Origin of the sequence: Gottfriedia acidiceleris (assembly GCF_036421055.1) — a bacterium.
Taxonomy (GTDB): Bacteria; Bacillota; Bacilli; order Bacillales; family Bacillaceae_G; genus Gottfriedia; species Gottfriedia acidiceleris_C.
Genome location: NZ_JAZGQS010000003.1, coordinates 352,618 through 366,330 on the forward strand (window position 1 = coordinate 352,618; position 13,713 = coordinate 366,330).

A 13,713-nucleotide genomic window follows, 5' to 3' on the forward strand; every position below is an offset into this window, starting at 1 on the left:
TAATTGGATTTGTCAATACTGATACTGACTTTATCCAGTCAACTGTAATCACTAGACTTTTTAGTTAAGCTCTCCTCTTTTTTTAACGATTGAGCAGGGTTTTCTTAAGTATTGTCATTTTGTTAAATCAGAACTAACTAATTTTCATGGTAGTTGAATAAGAAAATCAACAATCTTTTATAACAGAGCCTAAATAATAAAAAAGATTGAACAAATGTTTACATTACATTGGTTCAATCTTTTTTTTTACCCACAGTTACGTTACTTTCCATACATAACCATTTATTTGCTGACTCATAATTAATATAGTGAAGTTGATGCACTTTGATAGAAAAGGAAACACTCCCTTTTATTCAGGACTTAAAAGCCAAGACTTTGCAAATAAGCAGTGGACCTCAATTAAAATCTGAAAATAGCAATTAAAATTAACAAAATAAAATTAGAGAATCGCAATTAAAATTTGTAAAAATGCAATTAAATCCGAGAGAATCGCAAATAAGAATAAATATCACCCATACCAGTAAAAGTTATATGACCTTAGAATTGTAAGATAGTTAATACTTTCGATTGGAAAACCCTTTAACATGAAATACGTATATAAGATTCCTCCCACTACTTCTACCAAAAGAACGAAACGTAAGTACATTATAATTAATGGGTTCTTCCATTTTCAGACTAAATATCGTATATTGCTTAAACTTCTTTTAAGAATTTTTCAATGATTGAAATTTGCTTATTCGTGTTTAATGCAGGTGCATGACCAACTTTAGGTATTGTTTCCATTTCAAACTTCTGCGTTTCCTTCATTTTTAATGCTACATCAAGTGGCAAGACGTCCGAAACTTCTCCTCGAATGAGTAAAATCTTGGACTGAATAGCCTCCCAGTAATACCACAAAGTTAAATCGTCAGTATGCTGAAATTGTAATGCAATTTTAGGATCATAATCAGGACCGATTCCACCCTCATCTCTCCTACGGCAAGAGTTTTGCGTAAAATCATTCCATTCTTCTTCACTCGAAACACCAAATGAATGATAAATTAACTTATAGTAATTCTTCAGTTCAGTAAATGTTTTAAATTGAGGTGGTGTACCAACATAGCTAATAATTCTCTTAATTCCTTCTATATCTTGTGGTTGGTTTTCTGAAGCTCCTGCCCCGATATCATTTAAGACTAAATGAGAAATACGGTTTAGATGTTTCTGCGTACCTGCAAGTCGCATTCCAATTGCTCCACCCATCGAAGTCCCTACCCAACGAACTTGTTCAATTTCTAAACGGTCTAATAAACCAATTGCTATATTTACATAGTTTTCAAAACAGTAATCTTGCTCAGGAGAGGTACTCCACTGACTTAATCCTCGTCCAATCGTATCAGGACAAATTACATGGTAATCTTTAGCTAAATGACGAGCTAAAATATCAAAATCCCTACCATTCCTAGTTAAACCGTGCCAACAAACAACTGTTGGATTTTTTCTTTCTCCCCATTCTGTAAAATGAAGTTCCATTCCATTAATCGATTCAAACCGAGATTCAGGAAAAAAAATAGTAATCACTCCATTCATTTTAGTGTCCACTTAATGTAATATTCGATTTTAGGAAGAAATATCCCTATAAAAATGCCACAAAAACTACAACTATTCAGGTTATTTAAATAATAATAAAGACAAGTACAACACAATCATGAATATTAAAAAAGAAAATAGGATTGATACAAGAATAATTGAATTATGTGCAGGTATAAACTTTCCATTTTGAATTTCTTTCCTCTTTTTACTGTACTGAATAGTAGCTAATACTCCTGAGATTAAACCAACAACACATGCATATATGCCAAGAAAAATTGCTAATGTATTAATAAACTGGTTATCACTAATTTTAATTGTAAAATGTAGTGAAGTTGTTAAAAATCCTACACCAGTAATTGAGATTGCGGTTCGCAACCATGCTAAATATGTCCTTTCGTTTGCTAGATGCTGTTGTGCATATTTAACACTTTCATCTGATAAATCTTTTACTTTGCTTAAAGAAACCATATTAAATTACCCCAATCAAAAATTTATAGAGTGATAAACTGATAGAGAACATTTCTAAGTTTTAGTTTAATCTTTAAAATTTAAGATTTAGTAAAACTGATATTACGTTTTGATAAAATTAAAATGGGGAAATGTAGAATATCACTTTTACTAGGTAATTAACGAAAAGGAGAAGTTAACAGAAGACTCCTATATAAATAGAACAAATCATTATTAAACTGATCTTTCAAAAATAAAACGGTCAAAAAGATGGTAATTCTGTCCATCATTTTGACCGTTCATATTAACTATTTTTCTGTTTGTTGAAATTCACTTTGAACTTTTTCCAATAGGTTTTTATCGGTAATTAAACGATAGCCTGTCAGAGCCAATGCTTTTGCTCCTGTTACTAGAGCATGATCACCAAGTGGCGACCTTGCAGCTTCACGAAATTCATTCGTATGAGCAATTAAATCATCAGGTCCAATTTTAATATATGCATGAGATGTTGGAACAACATGGCTTACGTTTCCGGCATCAGTAGATCCAAGCCCACCGCTTTTACTATTCACTACTTCACCCAATTGGCTAAGTTCTTCACCTATAATCTCATCAAGAGTTCGATTGATAATAAAATCATGGACTTCATTTTGGAATCTTTCAATTTTCACAGTACTACCAGTCGCAAGTGCTGCTCCTTCGGCGATATTACGAATCTTAGAAGATACTTCCTCTGTACGTTTCCAAGTACTAGCACGAATGAAAAATCTCGCTGAAGCATACTCTGGAATAATATTTGGTGCATCCCCTCCATGAGTGATAATTCCGTGTATGCGAACATCACTAGTCAGTTGCTGACGAAGGGCATTAACTCCGTTGAATAATTGGATTACGGCATCTAAGGCATTAATTCCATGCTCTGGTGACCCAGCAGCATGCGCCGCTCTTCCATAAAAATGGAAGTCTAATGGATCTACTGCCAAAGATGGACTCGACAAACCTGTTTTACCACTTGGGTGGAGCATAAGAGCTGCATCCACACCTTCTAGTAATCCGTGTTTTACAAAACTCCCCTTTGCGCTTCCATTTGGTCCCCCCTCTTCTGCAGGTGTTCCAAATATTACAACCTCTCCTCCGGTTTCAGAAATAACTTCAGCAAGAGCGATTCCTGCTGCCACACTCGTTGTTCCAATAATATTATGTCCGCATGCATGACCAAGACCAGGTAGTGCATCGTATTCTGCTAAAAAAGCGATGGTTGGGCCCTGCTTAAATGACTTTTTCCTTGCTACAAAGCCTGTTTCATGTCCCGCAATATTACGTGTTACATCGAAACCAGCTTCTACAAGAATTTTAGTATGTGTATCTGATGCAAAAAATTCTTGATTGCCAATTTCAGGTTTCTCGTGAATTTTGTGGCTAATTTCAAGATAAACTTCCTTCGATTCCTCAATACTTTTTACAATTTGTTCTCTTTGTGTTTCAATTTGGACTGTCATTTAAATTTATCTCCCTTCCATTCTGTTTAGCAAACATGAACTAGCTTTATAGATTTTTAATTTTATCAATGGAAATGACTACTGGAACCGTAGCACCTTTGTCACGTTTAATAATGTAATCATGAACTTCTTTTGATTGATAAGCCTTTACAATCTTTGCAAAGTCCTTGTCATTTTTATTCTTCGTACGAGATGCAATAACATTGATATACGGCATAGCTGCATTATCATTTGGATCTTCTTTATAAAGTGGATCCTTAGCAGGGTCTAGTCCCGCTTGAACTGCGAATCCATTATTTATGATAGCTGCTGCCACATCATCCAATGATCTAGCTGTTTGCCCTGCAGCAATCGGTTTGATTTTTAGATGCTTAGGATTTTCTTTAATTTGTTCAATACTTCCTTTAGGGTCAAAATTATCTACTAAACTAATTAACTTTGAAGATTGTAATAGTTTAAGTGCACGGCCTGCGTTTGTTACATCATTTGGTATCGTAATTGTTGCTCCATCTGGAATATCACTTAACTTTTTAAACTTATGTGAGTAAATTCCCATTGGCGCAATCACCGTCGAGCCAATTGCAGAAATATCTAAATGATGATCACCTTTAAATTGGTTCATGTAGGTAATCGTTTGAAAAGCATTTAAATCAAGACTACCGTCATTAAGTGCTGTGTTAGGCTGAACATAATCTGAAAATGAAATAATTTTTAATTTAATTCCTTCATTTTTTACTTGTTTTTGTACAATATTCCAAAGTTCATAGTCATCACCATTAATACCAATCTTAACTGTTCTCTCCTTACCATTACCTGATGTTGCATTAGAACCACATGCTGATAATACCGAAACCGTTAATAATAATGCTGCAAAAATAGTAAAAAACTTTTTCATCCTCTTTTCCTCCTTACGTATCTTGACCACGTATTTCCTAAGCTTTGTATGATTTGAACAATCAATACTAGTAATACAACTGTAATGACAATAACCAATGTTTCAAAGCGCTGATAACCATATGTAATAGCTAAGTCACCTAATCCACCAGCACCAACAGCACCAGCTGCCGCAGTCGACCCAATTAATCCAATCGTTGCGGTTGTAAATGAAAGAATTAACGATGGAATTGCTTCTGGCAAAATAAACTTCACGATGATCTGAAACTTTGTAGCTCCCATTGAATAGGCTGTTTCCAGCACTCCCTTATCTACTTCTAGCATTGAGTTCTCAATCAATCTTGCCAAATAAGGTCCTACAAAAATCGAGAGCGGAACAATTGCTGCTACTACGCCAATCGACGTTCCCGTCAATAACCTTGTAAATGGTATAATGGCAACTAGCAAAATAATAAATGGTACGGATCGAACAATATTAATAATGGTATTTAACAATGTAAATAAAGGTTTGTTTTCCATTATATGACCTGGCCTTGTAACTACTAGGATAATACCTAAAGGTAATCCTATGATTGTGCCAAAAATAAATGACCCTAGCACAGTTAGAAAAGTATCTTGAGTTGCCTGCAAAAACTGCGGCCAAAAGAATTCCCAATTAAGCTCCATTTAACTCAACCTCCCTTACATCTATCCCCTTTTCCGAAATAAATTTAATAGCTTTCGCGCTTTCCTCTTTTGTTCCTTCGAGTGCCACAAGCAAATTCCCATAAGGTCTTTCTTGTAGCTCTGTAATCGATCCATAAAGAATGTTTAAATGAATATCGAATTGTTTAAGAACCTCTGATAATAATGGATTGCCCGCCTTGTCACCAAGGAAAACTAATTGATAATATTTTCCCTTTGATAATGATTTGGATAACCTAGATGGCACCTCATTTTGTAATACGGTGTTAACAAAATTCTTTGTAATACTTTTTTGTGGATTCGTAAAAACGTCATAAACATTACCTTCTTCAACAATTTCACCATTATCAATGACGGCTACTTTATCACATAAATCACGAATTACACTCATTTCATGGGTAATAAGAAAAATTGTAAGATTATAGGATTTATTTACTTTCCTTAAAAGCTCTAATACATTCTTTGTTGTTTCAGGGTCTAATGCAGATGTAGCTTCATCACATAGCAAAAGATCTGGGTCTGTTACGAGTGCCCTTGCTATTCCCACTCTTTGCTTTTGTCCCCCCGATAAGTGCCCTGGAAATACATCTTGCTTCCCTGTAAGTCCAACAAATTCAATTAATTCCATTACTTTTTCCTGAACATCCCGTTTCTTTTTTCCTTCAAGGTATAGGGGCATTGCTATATTATCGAATACCGTTTTTGCAGAAAGTAGATTAAAGTGTTGGAATATAACTCCAATTTTTCTACGTGTCTTACGTAATTCTTCATCTTTTAATGTCATTAGGTCCAATCCATCAATGAGAACTGATCCTTCTGTTGGCTCTTCAAGTCTATTTAAACAACGAATCAATGTACTTTTTCCTGCTCCGGAAAAACCAATGATCCCAAAGATCTCCCCTTTCTCAATTTTCATATTAATATTATTTAAAGCTTTAATTGGTGGCCTTCCAGGATAAACCTTGGAGACATTTTTAATCTCAATCAAATTACTTCCCCCAATATAAATTTTTTCAATTATTATAACTAAGTAAACTGATTTGAAAACTTGGATTTATAACTATATTTCCCCATTTTTCTCTAATGCACCACATCAAAAAACCCCCCTTCTTATCCATTAAGACAGATAAGAAGAGAGGTTATAATATATAAGCCACTTTACTTCTTATCTTTCAAATCGATTGAACGATTTGCAGGAATTAGCACGGTATTTGTTACGAACAACAAACCCGTTGCCGAGGTATCGCAGGGCCAGTCCCTCCACCTCTCTGGATAAGTAATAGAATTTATTAAGTTTTTAAAATATTGAGTTCATGTTATCTCTCTTTTTAATATACGTCAAGAATTTTTTTAAAATTTTTAGTAAAAATTAGATTTGAAAATAGCATTTTTTAAACGAGTACTGTACTATACAGGTCTTAAGCCCTTCATATTCAACTCAGAAAAAACAATTTCATATCCCATTCGAAATAGGTCGATATACTTATTTTTTGAGTTTTTATTCGTATTCCCTTCAAAAGAAGGACAAAAAAGCAGACAAGGCTTCCGATAAAAGAGACCTTGTCTGCTTAATTGAATTATGCCTACCATAATGTAGGCTTTACTACCATGAACCATAGCATTATCATCAAAAGAACGATGTAAATCCAGATAGATCTTCGAAGCTTCTGAATCAACATTCTTCGGTCATGAGTTGGTTCACTGAATTTCCGAATGGTTGGAGAAAAAGCTCTAGCTAGGAAAAATAATGAACTCACCAAAAGTAGAATCGTCATCACAATCCAAGATGTCTTCCACGACCAATGGCCAGCTAGTACCAACAAGACCCCTGATCCAACCAGTACATGTCCTGCATGCTTTGCCAACCTCACAGCAAAGCTGAATACATCCAAATAGCTCTGTTGTATTGCGGACTGTGTGGTATGCAGCTTTTTGAGTATCGGAATCAATACAAAAAAGGGACCAATCGATAAGATCACACTAGCAATATGTATGTAAAGAAGCAGTCTATACAGCATATAAATTAATCTTGGATGAGACGAAACTCATGAACCCATACCCTCATTTTTGGCAGCCAAGGCATTCCAGGATGGATTGACAAGATCGATTGCTTATACTCTTCTACAGTCGAATAGCCTTCCTGCTTAGCATCTTCATCTGTCAATTCACCAAGGGATTGAGAATAAACCTTTTCCACAACATACTGTTTATTTTGAAGGGTCATCACTTCCCCAACATCTGCATATCTTCCATTGCGGCGAGTAGCAGTTTTTTGTCCTGCTAATACTTTTTCGACATCCTCTTGAATCGTCACAAGGCGTTCAATTGTACATGTTTTTGGCGGTAAAGCGTTCGTTTCATTTTGATTTGACATTTAATCCATTCTCCATTTCAATTTAAATTTATAGTTAAGGCTATTAAAAAAACGACTAGTTCCATTTTAATTAAATAAGTATAACATTAGCAAATTTTTTTAAAAATATTGTAATAAGAAGCAACAAAAAGGAGCTTACATCTTTGCCATATTAAAAATCAATAAAAAACAGAAAAACTCCCAAAATAGTTTTTCTGTTTTTTACAATTAATCCCCATTCAGCTAATCCATGATTTAATAATCGTAATCCAAATCTTCAAAGCAGTAAAACCAATTAATACTGCCAGAATTCCTCGTAAAACCTGCGTTTTTGTTTTTTTGCCTATTTTTGCACCTAATGGTGAGGCGATTAAGCTTGCAATTACAACAATAATTGTAGGCAAAACTTCAACTTGACCAGTAGAGATTTTCCCAATCGTTACACCGATTGAAGAGATCAATGTAATGGCTAATGACGAAGCAATTGTCACACGAGTTGGTATTTTTAAGATTGTTAACATGATTGGTACTAACAGAAATGCTCCTCCTGCACCAACAATACCTGCACTAGTTCCAACGATAAATGCCAAACCTGAAGCAAGCCATACATTAATTAAAATTTGACCATCTGCTGACATCTCGACGTTTTTTCTAGGAATAAACATTAAAACGACTGCAATCATTGCTAATATTCCGTAAACAAGATTAATTCCATGTTCTGAAAGTAGATTTGAACCGAATCCACCAAGAAAACTGCCTATTAATACACTTATTCCCATACTTAATATTACTTTTTTGTTTAAATAACCGCTTTTGCGATAGCTTAATACTCCGCCTAAAGTTGCAAATACTACTTGCACGGCACTTATCCCCGAAACCTGATGTGGTGTGAAAGCAGCAAATCCTACTAATGGAGGAATAAATAGGAGCATTGGATAATTTATGATCGCTCCACCAATTCCTACCATCCCTGAAATAAAGGACCCAAAAAAACCAACTAAAAAAAGTACTAAGATTAAGGTCCAATCCATTTTAAGTCCTCCTATAAATAGAAAAGGAGATGTAACTATTACCCTCCTTTTCCTATTAATCTATTAACTTATCCCTTTTTAATCCAAAATTTTAAAACATTGTCTTCTTCTGTATAATTTAATAATTCGTGTCCTCCTGATTTAGCCCAAGCTGCAAGGTCGTTTTTAGCACCTTTATCAGTGACATGAATTTCTAATACTTCTCCTGCTTCAATCTCCGCAATTGCTTTTCTTGTTTTTACAATTGGCATTGGACATGCTAAGCCTTTTGCATCTAATAATTTTGTAGCTTCCATTCTATTTTCCTCCAAGTCTTATTATCGTACTGCACAGCGATTTGGACCAATTTCCATTTCTCTTAGTTTTTCCTCATTTAAATTCTTTTTTCCCATATTAACTTCACGTATTTCTTGATATGAGTTTGGTTGTGGTGGTAAGTTCTCAGTTACTAACTTTCTAAACTCACTTTCACTCTCAATGTTCAATCCATGATTCTGTTCAAATAAATATCCTAGCTTTTTATACACGCTACCATCTTCGTTCAATTCACTAATCACCATAAAATGTGATGGAAGCACGATTAATTCAAGCGATAAATTTCGATATTTTTTATAAAGGGTTTCGCGTAAGTCCCCTACCCAATCCTCTGCCATACCAGCAAGATCAGGCCTTCCAATTGAATCGATAAATAAAATATCACCGGAAAGTAAGAACTTTTCATCTATGACAAATGAAGTTGATCCGATTGTATGACCTGGTGAATAAATAGCCTCAATACTGATTGCTGTTTCACCAATCATTACCTTATTACCATCTTCTAATGGACTATATTCAAAAGTAACTTCTTTAGCATCCTTTGGCGGTAACCAATATGTTGCTCCCGTCATCTCAGCAATTTTTCTTCCACCAGAAATATGGTCTGCATGAAGGTGAGTATCAAATACATTTGTAATTTTTGCGCTCTTTGTGTTTGCAAAATCAAGATAGATATCCGTCATTCGAGTTGAATCAATAATAGCAGCCTCATTATTAGAGATGACCATGTAGGATAAACATCCCTTACCGATTCTGACAAATTGATACAACTCTCCACCATTTTTCAAATCTGCAATTTTTACTGGTTCTAGATGTTCACTCCACTCTTTCATTCCACCTTTAAGGTAAGCTACGTCTAGTCCCTCGTCTGAAAGCATCTCAGCAATCATGATGGAAGATCCTTCTTTAGCACATACAACTAAAACGTCAGTACTTGTAGGAATTTTATCTAAAACATCTTCAACACCATCAAGTAAATCGAAATAAGGTATATTTAAATGTTCAAAATTTGAACCTTCTATTTTCCAATCGTTATAATCATCAGTATTTCGTACATCTAAAATAAATAGTTCTTCTTTATCAACTATTTTTTTTGTAATCTCTTTTGCAGACATTGCTGTAACTGTCATCTTTTATACCCCCCATAGTATATTATTTTTCAAAAAAAATTATTAACGTTTTATGCTTGCTGTTTCAAAAGACCATTCAGTCATTCCAGGTACTACATTAAACACATTAGTAAAGCCTTTAGATGCTAGTAATTGCGCAGCAAGATCACTGCGATTTCCAGTTCTGCAAACGATATATATTTCATTATCTTTATTTAATTCTGTTATACGGTTTTCTAATTCACCTAAAGGGATTGATACCGCATTGGGTATATGATTAAATACAAATTCTGCTTCTTCTCTTACATCTAAAACGATCATATTTTCGTTTTGTAGCTTTTGTTTTAATTGATCGTTCGAAATGACATGTTCAAATCTTTTTTCAATTGTATTTTCATCTGAAGATTTCCTTAAATAATGAAGTAATACTTCTCCATTTTCGATTGTTCCTAAGTATTGATTTCCAGTGCTTTCCGCCCAAGCTTTAATGTCTGCTTTTGAACCTTTATCAGTCGCTTGAACCTCGATTACTTGGCCATTATCTAAATCCTTCATTGCTTTTCTAGTCTTTACAATCGGCATTGGACAAGCTAATCCTTTTGCATCTAATTTCATGTTTGTTTTAATAAACTCCATATTATGACCCTCCGCACTTAAAATACCACTTGGGGTATTTATTTAATTAAAAAAATTTATTCTACGTTCCCTTCCCAAGAAAGCATTCCGCCTACCATGTTTTTAACGTTAAACCCTTGAGATTGAAGGAATTCTGTTGCACGACCACTTCTAGCACCTGAACGACAAACCATAATATATTCTTTTGATTTATCTAATTCGTGTAATCGAAATTCGATCAATCCAAGAGGAATATGAATGGCTTCTCGAATTTTTCCAGCTGCAACTTCATCTACCTCTCGAACATCAATAATATTTACTTCTATTCCAGTTTTTAATTTATTTTCAAGCTCAATCGCAGTAATTTCTTCCATGATATTCAATCCTTTCTAATTAAATAAATAAGTTAACTTGACCTTCCTCTGCTTCACCAATGTAAGCTGCAACACCAGCATACTGAATATTCTCTAATAATTCTTCGGTTTTTAGTCCTAACAGATCCATTGTCATTGTACATGCTACTAAATTTATATCTTGTTCCTGGGCCATTTCAATTAATTGTGGTAAAGGCAAAGCATTATGCTTTTTAATAATATCCTTAATCATTTTTGGTCCAAAACCAGCAAAATTCATTTTAGAAAGTCCCATTTTATCAGCGCCTCTAGGCATCATCTTTCCAAACATCTTTTCAATAAAGCCTTTTTTTGTTGCTACATGTTCACCTTTTCGTAGAGCATTTAATCCCCAAAATGTATGAAAAATAGTTACTTCATGATCAAAAGCTGCTGCACCATTCGCAATAATGTAGGCGGCCATTGCTTTGTCATAATCACCACTAAATAAAATGATATTCGTTTTCTTAGTTGTCATATTTTTTCTCCTTACCGTTCTTTATACCCACTGGGGTATTTTACAAAACAAAAAAATATATCTTATAGATACTATTACCCCTATGGGTATATGATATTAAAAATAAAAAATGGTGTCAAACACTTCAAACCATTTCTTATCTACTTTTCACAAGTAAATTTACTGCTTCTTTCATTAATTCTTCGGCATCTTGCCCGTTTACATTTGCATTACGGACACAATCAACTAAATTTGAGCTTACTATTACGCCAATCGTACGATCTAAAGCTGATTTAACTGCTGATAACTGTGTAATGACATCTTTACAGTCTTTGTCTTCTTCTATCATTTTTAAAATTCCACGAATCTGTCCTTCAATTCGTTTTATTCTATTTTTTACTGGATCATCATATTTCATTAAATCACCCCTAACCTAATCAACTAAGCTTAGCCATTTATTAGAATATCTGTGCAATATTCTTACTTAGAATATATACCCCTATGGGTATATTGTCAATCATTTAATTTTAAATAAAATAAACCTTCATTTAGTAATTTAAAAGTAGATATGTAAAAAAAGATCACAATTATGTAATCTCTTTTTTCAAAGTGTTGTAATATAAAACGTTTTATAGGGAAAATCAATCTTGAGTGAGTGATTGATTGGACTAGAGGGATGCTCCACTCCTATGGGATATGCGGGAAGGCTAAAGATCCCGCAGGCTTGCCGAGGAGGCTAAAGAGACAAGATTGTTTTTCAAAGCGTTACCTTAAAATTTTAAGATTTTACAGCCATACTCATCTCAAAATAAGTACCTACTTCCATAACTGCTTCGTCTTTATGGATAAAGTCATTTTTCTCTTTAAGGTAAATATAGTCTTTAGACCATCCATCTATGTTTTGAAGAATATCTTTTAATGCATTCGTAAATAATAATACCTCTTCATTTGTAGTCGTTGGATGTACACTCATACGAATCCAGCCAGGCTTTACACTAATATTTCCATTATCTATTTCATCCGTAATTGATTTAGACATTTCTTTTGTAATATTCAAAAGCATATGTCCATAAGTACCTGCGCATGAACAGCCGCCTCGTACTTGAATTCCGAAACGATCATTTAATAATCTAACAACCAAATTATGGTGAATATCCTTTAAATAAAAAGAATAAAAACCTAGTCGTGGATTGCTTGAATTTTCAAGTAACACAACATTTTCAATCGATTTAAGTTCAGCTAACACGATGTGTTCTAATTCTTCTTCACGGTTTAAGATGTTCATTGTACCCATTGCATCTTTTACCTTAATTGCAAGTGCTGTTCTAATTGTTTGAAGAAATCCTGGAGTACCACCATCTTCTCTTTCGCGAATATTGTTAATATATTTTTTCTCACCCCATGGATTCGTCCACTCAACAGTTCCTCCACCTGGATGATCTGGAATTTTATTTTGATATAGAGAAGAGTCAAATATTAAAACTCCGCTACTACCAGGTCCTCCTAAAAACTTATGTGGAGAAAACAGAATCGCATCAAGTTTTTCCATTGGATCACTAGGATGCATATCAATATCAACATAAGGTGCAGAAGCTGAGAAATCCACAAAACAAACACCATTATATTCATGCATAAGTCTAGCAAGCTTATGATAAGGTGTAATTAATCCTGATACATTTGAGCAAGCACTGAATGATCCAATTACTTTACGTTTATTCTTATAAAATTCTAGGCGTTCTCTTAAAAATTCCAAATCAACAACATTGTTCGCACAATTCGGTACAACTTCTACATCACAAATCGTTTCTAACCACGAAGTATGATTGCTATGATGCTCCATACTAGTTATAAAAACAACAGGTCTTTCTTCCTCGGGTAAGCTTAAACGGAAATGGAAGTTTTCATGAAGTTTCAACCCTAAAATGCGTTGAAACTTATTCATAACGCCAGTCATTCCTGATCCATCAGTTATGATTGTGTCGGAAGCGCTTGCATTAACATGCTCTTTTATAATCTGTAATGCTTCATGATAACAATTCGTCATCGTGCTTCCAGTAATATTTGATTCCGTATGCGTATTTGCAACATACGGCCCAAAAGTTGAAAGTAATTTTTCTTCAACTGGTCCATATAACCTACCGCTCGCAGCCCAATCTAAATAAATAATTTTCTTTTCACCAAATGGCGATAGGAATGGCTTTTCATTTCCAATAATCTCTTTTCTAAATTGTGAAAAATACTTTTCTAAATTCAATTTTATCGCTCCTAATGAGAATATGTTTTGTGATTTTTAATCGGAAGTCTCTGTTTAATATAATTAAGATAAAACCGAGTATTCCAATACC

General features: G+C 34.1%; 16 protein-coding genes and 1 riboswitch. All 16 genes read right to left on the minus strand.

The features are described 5' to 3' along the window. Positions 1 to 693: 693 nt before the first annotated feature. The 16 genes from RAH41_RS06550 to RAH41_RS06625 all read right to left on the minus strand — a co-directional run bounded on the left by RAH41_RS06550 (position 694) and on the right by RAH41_RS06625 (position 13,622). The gene (locus tag RAH41_RS06550; protein WP_331221384.1) at positions 694 to 1,569 is read right to left on the minus strand and encodes an alpha/beta hydrolase; all 876 of its coding nucleotides are present in this window, start codon (positions 1,567 to 1,569) and stop codon (positions 694 to 696) included. 81 nt (positions 1,570 to 1,650) lie between these two features. Next, complete coding sequence (locus RAH41_RS06555) at positions 1,651 to 2,040, minus strand: YidH family protein (RefSeq protein WP_331221385.1); 390 nt, start codon at positions 2,038 to 2,040, stop codon at positions 1,651 to 1,653. A gap of 287 nt (positions 2,041 to 2,327) precedes the next feature. Then, entirely contained in the window at positions 2,328 to 3,518 is a 1,191-nt protein-coding gene (locus tag RAH41_RS06560; protein WP_331221386.1) for a M20 family metallopeptidase, read from the minus strand. Positions 3,519 to 3,564: 46 nt separating this feature from the next. Next, positions 3,565 to 4,413 carry a MetQ/NlpA family ABC transporter substrate-binding protein gene (locus RAH41_RS06565; protein WP_331221388.1) on the minus strand — a complete coding sequence of 283 codons (849 nt, stop codon included), beginning with the start codon at positions 4,411 to 4,413 and terminating at the stop codon, positions 3,565 to 3,567. After that, positions 4,410 to 5,078 (minus strand): methionine ABC transporter permease, encoded by a 669-nt coding sequence (locus RAH41_RS06570; protein WP_331221389.1) that lies wholly within the window; start codon positions 5,076 to 5,078, stop codon positions 4,410 to 4,412. Before RAH41_RS06570 ends, RAH41_RS06565 begins: the two co-directional genes overlap by 4 nt. Further along, positions 5,068 to 6,084, minus strand: a complete 1,017-nt coding sequence (locus RAH41_RS06575; protein WP_331221390.1) for a methionine ABC transporter ATP-binding protein — start codon at positions 6,082 to 6,084, stop codon at positions 5,068 to 5,070. The genes RAH41_RS06570 and RAH41_RS06575 overlap by 11 nt, the downstream gene beginning before the upstream one ends. Positions 6,085 to 6,258: 174 nt before the next feature. Next, positions 6,259 to 6,375, minus strand: a riboswitch (SAM riboswitch). Positions 6,376 to 6,679: 304 nt separating this feature from the next. Beyond that, positions 6,680 to 7,114, minus strand: coding sequence for a hypothetical protein (locus RAH41_RS06580; RefSeq protein ID WP_331221391.1), 435 nt, complete (start codon positions 7,112 to 7,114; stop codon positions 6,680 to 6,682). A gap of 5 nt (positions 7,115 to 7,119) precedes the next feature. Continuing rightward, positions 7,120 to 7,470 (minus strand): ASCH domain-containing protein, encoded by a 351-nt coding sequence (locus RAH41_RS06585; RefSeq protein ID WP_331221392.1) that lies wholly within the window; start codon positions 7,468 to 7,470, stop codon positions 7,120 to 7,122. Positions 7,471 to 7,688: 218 nt separating this feature from the next. After that, positions 7,689 to 8,480: a sulfite exporter TauE/SafE family protein gene (locus RAH41_RS06590; protein ID WP_331221394.1), complete on the minus strand. Its 792-nt coding sequence runs from the start codon at positions 8,478 to 8,480 to the stop codon at positions 7,689 to 7,691. A 68-nt stretch (positions 8,481 to 8,548) separates the two neighbouring features. Beyond that, positions 8,549 to 8,776, minus strand: a complete 228-nt coding sequence (locus tag RAH41_RS06595) for a sulfurtransferase TusA family protein (protein ID WP_331221396.1) — start codon at positions 8,774 to 8,776, stop codon at positions 8,549 to 8,551. Between the two features lie 21 nt (positions 8,777 to 8,797). Further along, positions 8,798 to 9,925 carry an MBL fold metallo-hydrolase gene (locus RAH41_RS06600; protein WP_331221398.1) on the minus strand — a complete coding sequence of 376 codons (1,128 nt, stop codon included), beginning with the start codon at positions 9,923 to 9,925 and terminating at the stop codon, positions 8,798 to 8,800. 42 nt (positions 9,926 to 9,967) lie between these two features. After that, positions 9,968 to 10,540, minus strand: a complete 573-nt coding sequence (locus tag RAH41_RS06605) for a sulfurtransferase TusA family protein (protein ID WP_331221399.1) — start codon at positions 10,538 to 10,540, stop codon at positions 9,968 to 9,970. A 56-nt stretch (positions 10,541 to 10,596) separates the two neighbouring features. Then, positions 10,597 to 10,893: a rhodanese-like domain-containing protein gene (locus RAH41_RS06610; protein WP_331221400.1), complete on the minus strand. Its 297-nt coding sequence runs from the start codon at positions 10,891 to 10,893 to the stop codon at positions 10,597 to 10,599. Positions 10,894 to 10,912: 19 nt separating this feature from the next. Further along, the gene (locus RAH41_RS06615) at positions 10,913 to 11,389 is read right to left on the minus strand and encodes a DsrE/DsrF/DrsH-like family protein (RefSeq protein ID WP_331221401.1); all 477 of its coding nucleotides are present in this window, start codon (positions 11,387 to 11,389) and stop codon (positions 10,913 to 10,915) included. 136 nt (positions 11,390 to 11,525) lie between these two features. Then, positions 11,526 to 11,786: a metal-sensitive transcriptional regulator gene (locus tag RAH41_RS06620; protein WP_331221402.1), complete on the minus strand. Its 261-nt coding sequence runs from the start codon at positions 11,784 to 11,786 to the stop codon at positions 11,526 to 11,528. Between the two features lie 360 nt (positions 11,787 to 12,146). Continuing rightward, complete coding sequence (locus tag RAH41_RS06625) at positions 12,147 to 13,622, minus strand: aminotransferase class V-fold PLP-dependent enzyme (protein ID WP_331221403.1); 1,476 nt, start codon at positions 13,620 to 13,622, stop codon at positions 12,147 to 12,149. Positions 13,623 to 13,713 lie beyond the last annotated feature (91 nt).

Excerpts from the sequence above, each read along its gene's own strand:
- RAH41_RS06570 (WP_331221389.1), bottom strand. The coding sequence starts at position 5,078 with ATGGAGCTTAATTGGGAATTCTTTTGGCCGCAGTTTTTGCAGGCAACT.
- RAH41_RS06615 (WP_331221401.1), bottom strand. The coding sequence starts at position 11,389 with ATGACAACTAAGAAAACGAATATCATTTTATTTAGTGGTGATTATGAC.
- RAH41_RS06595 (WP_331221396.1), bottom strand. The coding sequence starts at position 8,776 with ATGGAAGCTACAAAATTATTAGATGCAAAAGGCTTAGCATGTCCAATG.
- RAH41_RS06560 (WP_331221386.1), bottom strand. The coding sequence starts at position 3,518 with ATGACAGTCCAAATTGAAACACAAAGAGAACAAATTGTAAAAAGTATT.
- RAH41_RS06620 (WP_331221402.1), bottom strand. The coding sequence starts at position 11,786 with ATGAAATATGATGATCCAGTAAAAAATAGAATAAAACGAATTGAAGGA.
- RAH41_RS06605 (WP_331221399.1), bottom strand. The coding sequence starts at position 10,540 with ATGGAGTTTATTAAAACAAACATGAAATTAGATGCAAAAGGATTAGCT.
- RAH41_RS06555 (WP_331221385.1), bottom strand. The coding sequence starts at position 2,040 with ATGGTTTCTTTAAGCAAAGTAAAAGATTTATCAGATGAAAGTGTTAAA.
- RAH41_RS06565 (WP_331221388.1), bottom strand. The coding sequence starts at position 4,413 with ATGAAAAAGTTTTTTACTATTTTTGCAGCATTATTATTAACGGTTTCG.
- RAH41_RS06550 (WP_331221384.1), bottom strand. The coding sequence starts at position 1,569 with ATGAATGGAGTGATTACTATTTTTTTTCCTGAATCTCGGTTTGAATCG.
- RAH41_RS06600 (WP_331221398.1), bottom strand. The coding sequence starts at position 9,925 with ATGACAGTTACAGCAATGTCTGCAAAAGAGATTACAAAAAAAATAGTT.
- RAH41_RS06580 (WP_331221391.1), bottom strand. The coding sequence starts at position 7,114 with ATGCTGTATAGACTGCTTCTTTACATACATATTGCTAGTGTGATCTTA.
- RAH41_RS06610 (WP_331221400.1), bottom strand. The coding sequence starts at position 10,893 with ATGGAAGAAATTACTGCGATTGAGCTTGAAAATAAATTAAAAACTGGA.
- RAH41_RS06590 (WP_331221394.1), bottom strand. The coding sequence starts at position 8,480 with ATGGATTGGACCTTAATCTTAGTACTTTTTTTAGTTGGTTTTTTTGGG.
- RAH41_RS06585 (WP_331221392.1), bottom strand. The coding sequence starts at position 7,470 with ATGTCAAATCAAAATGAAACGAACGCTTTACCGCCAAAAACATGTACA.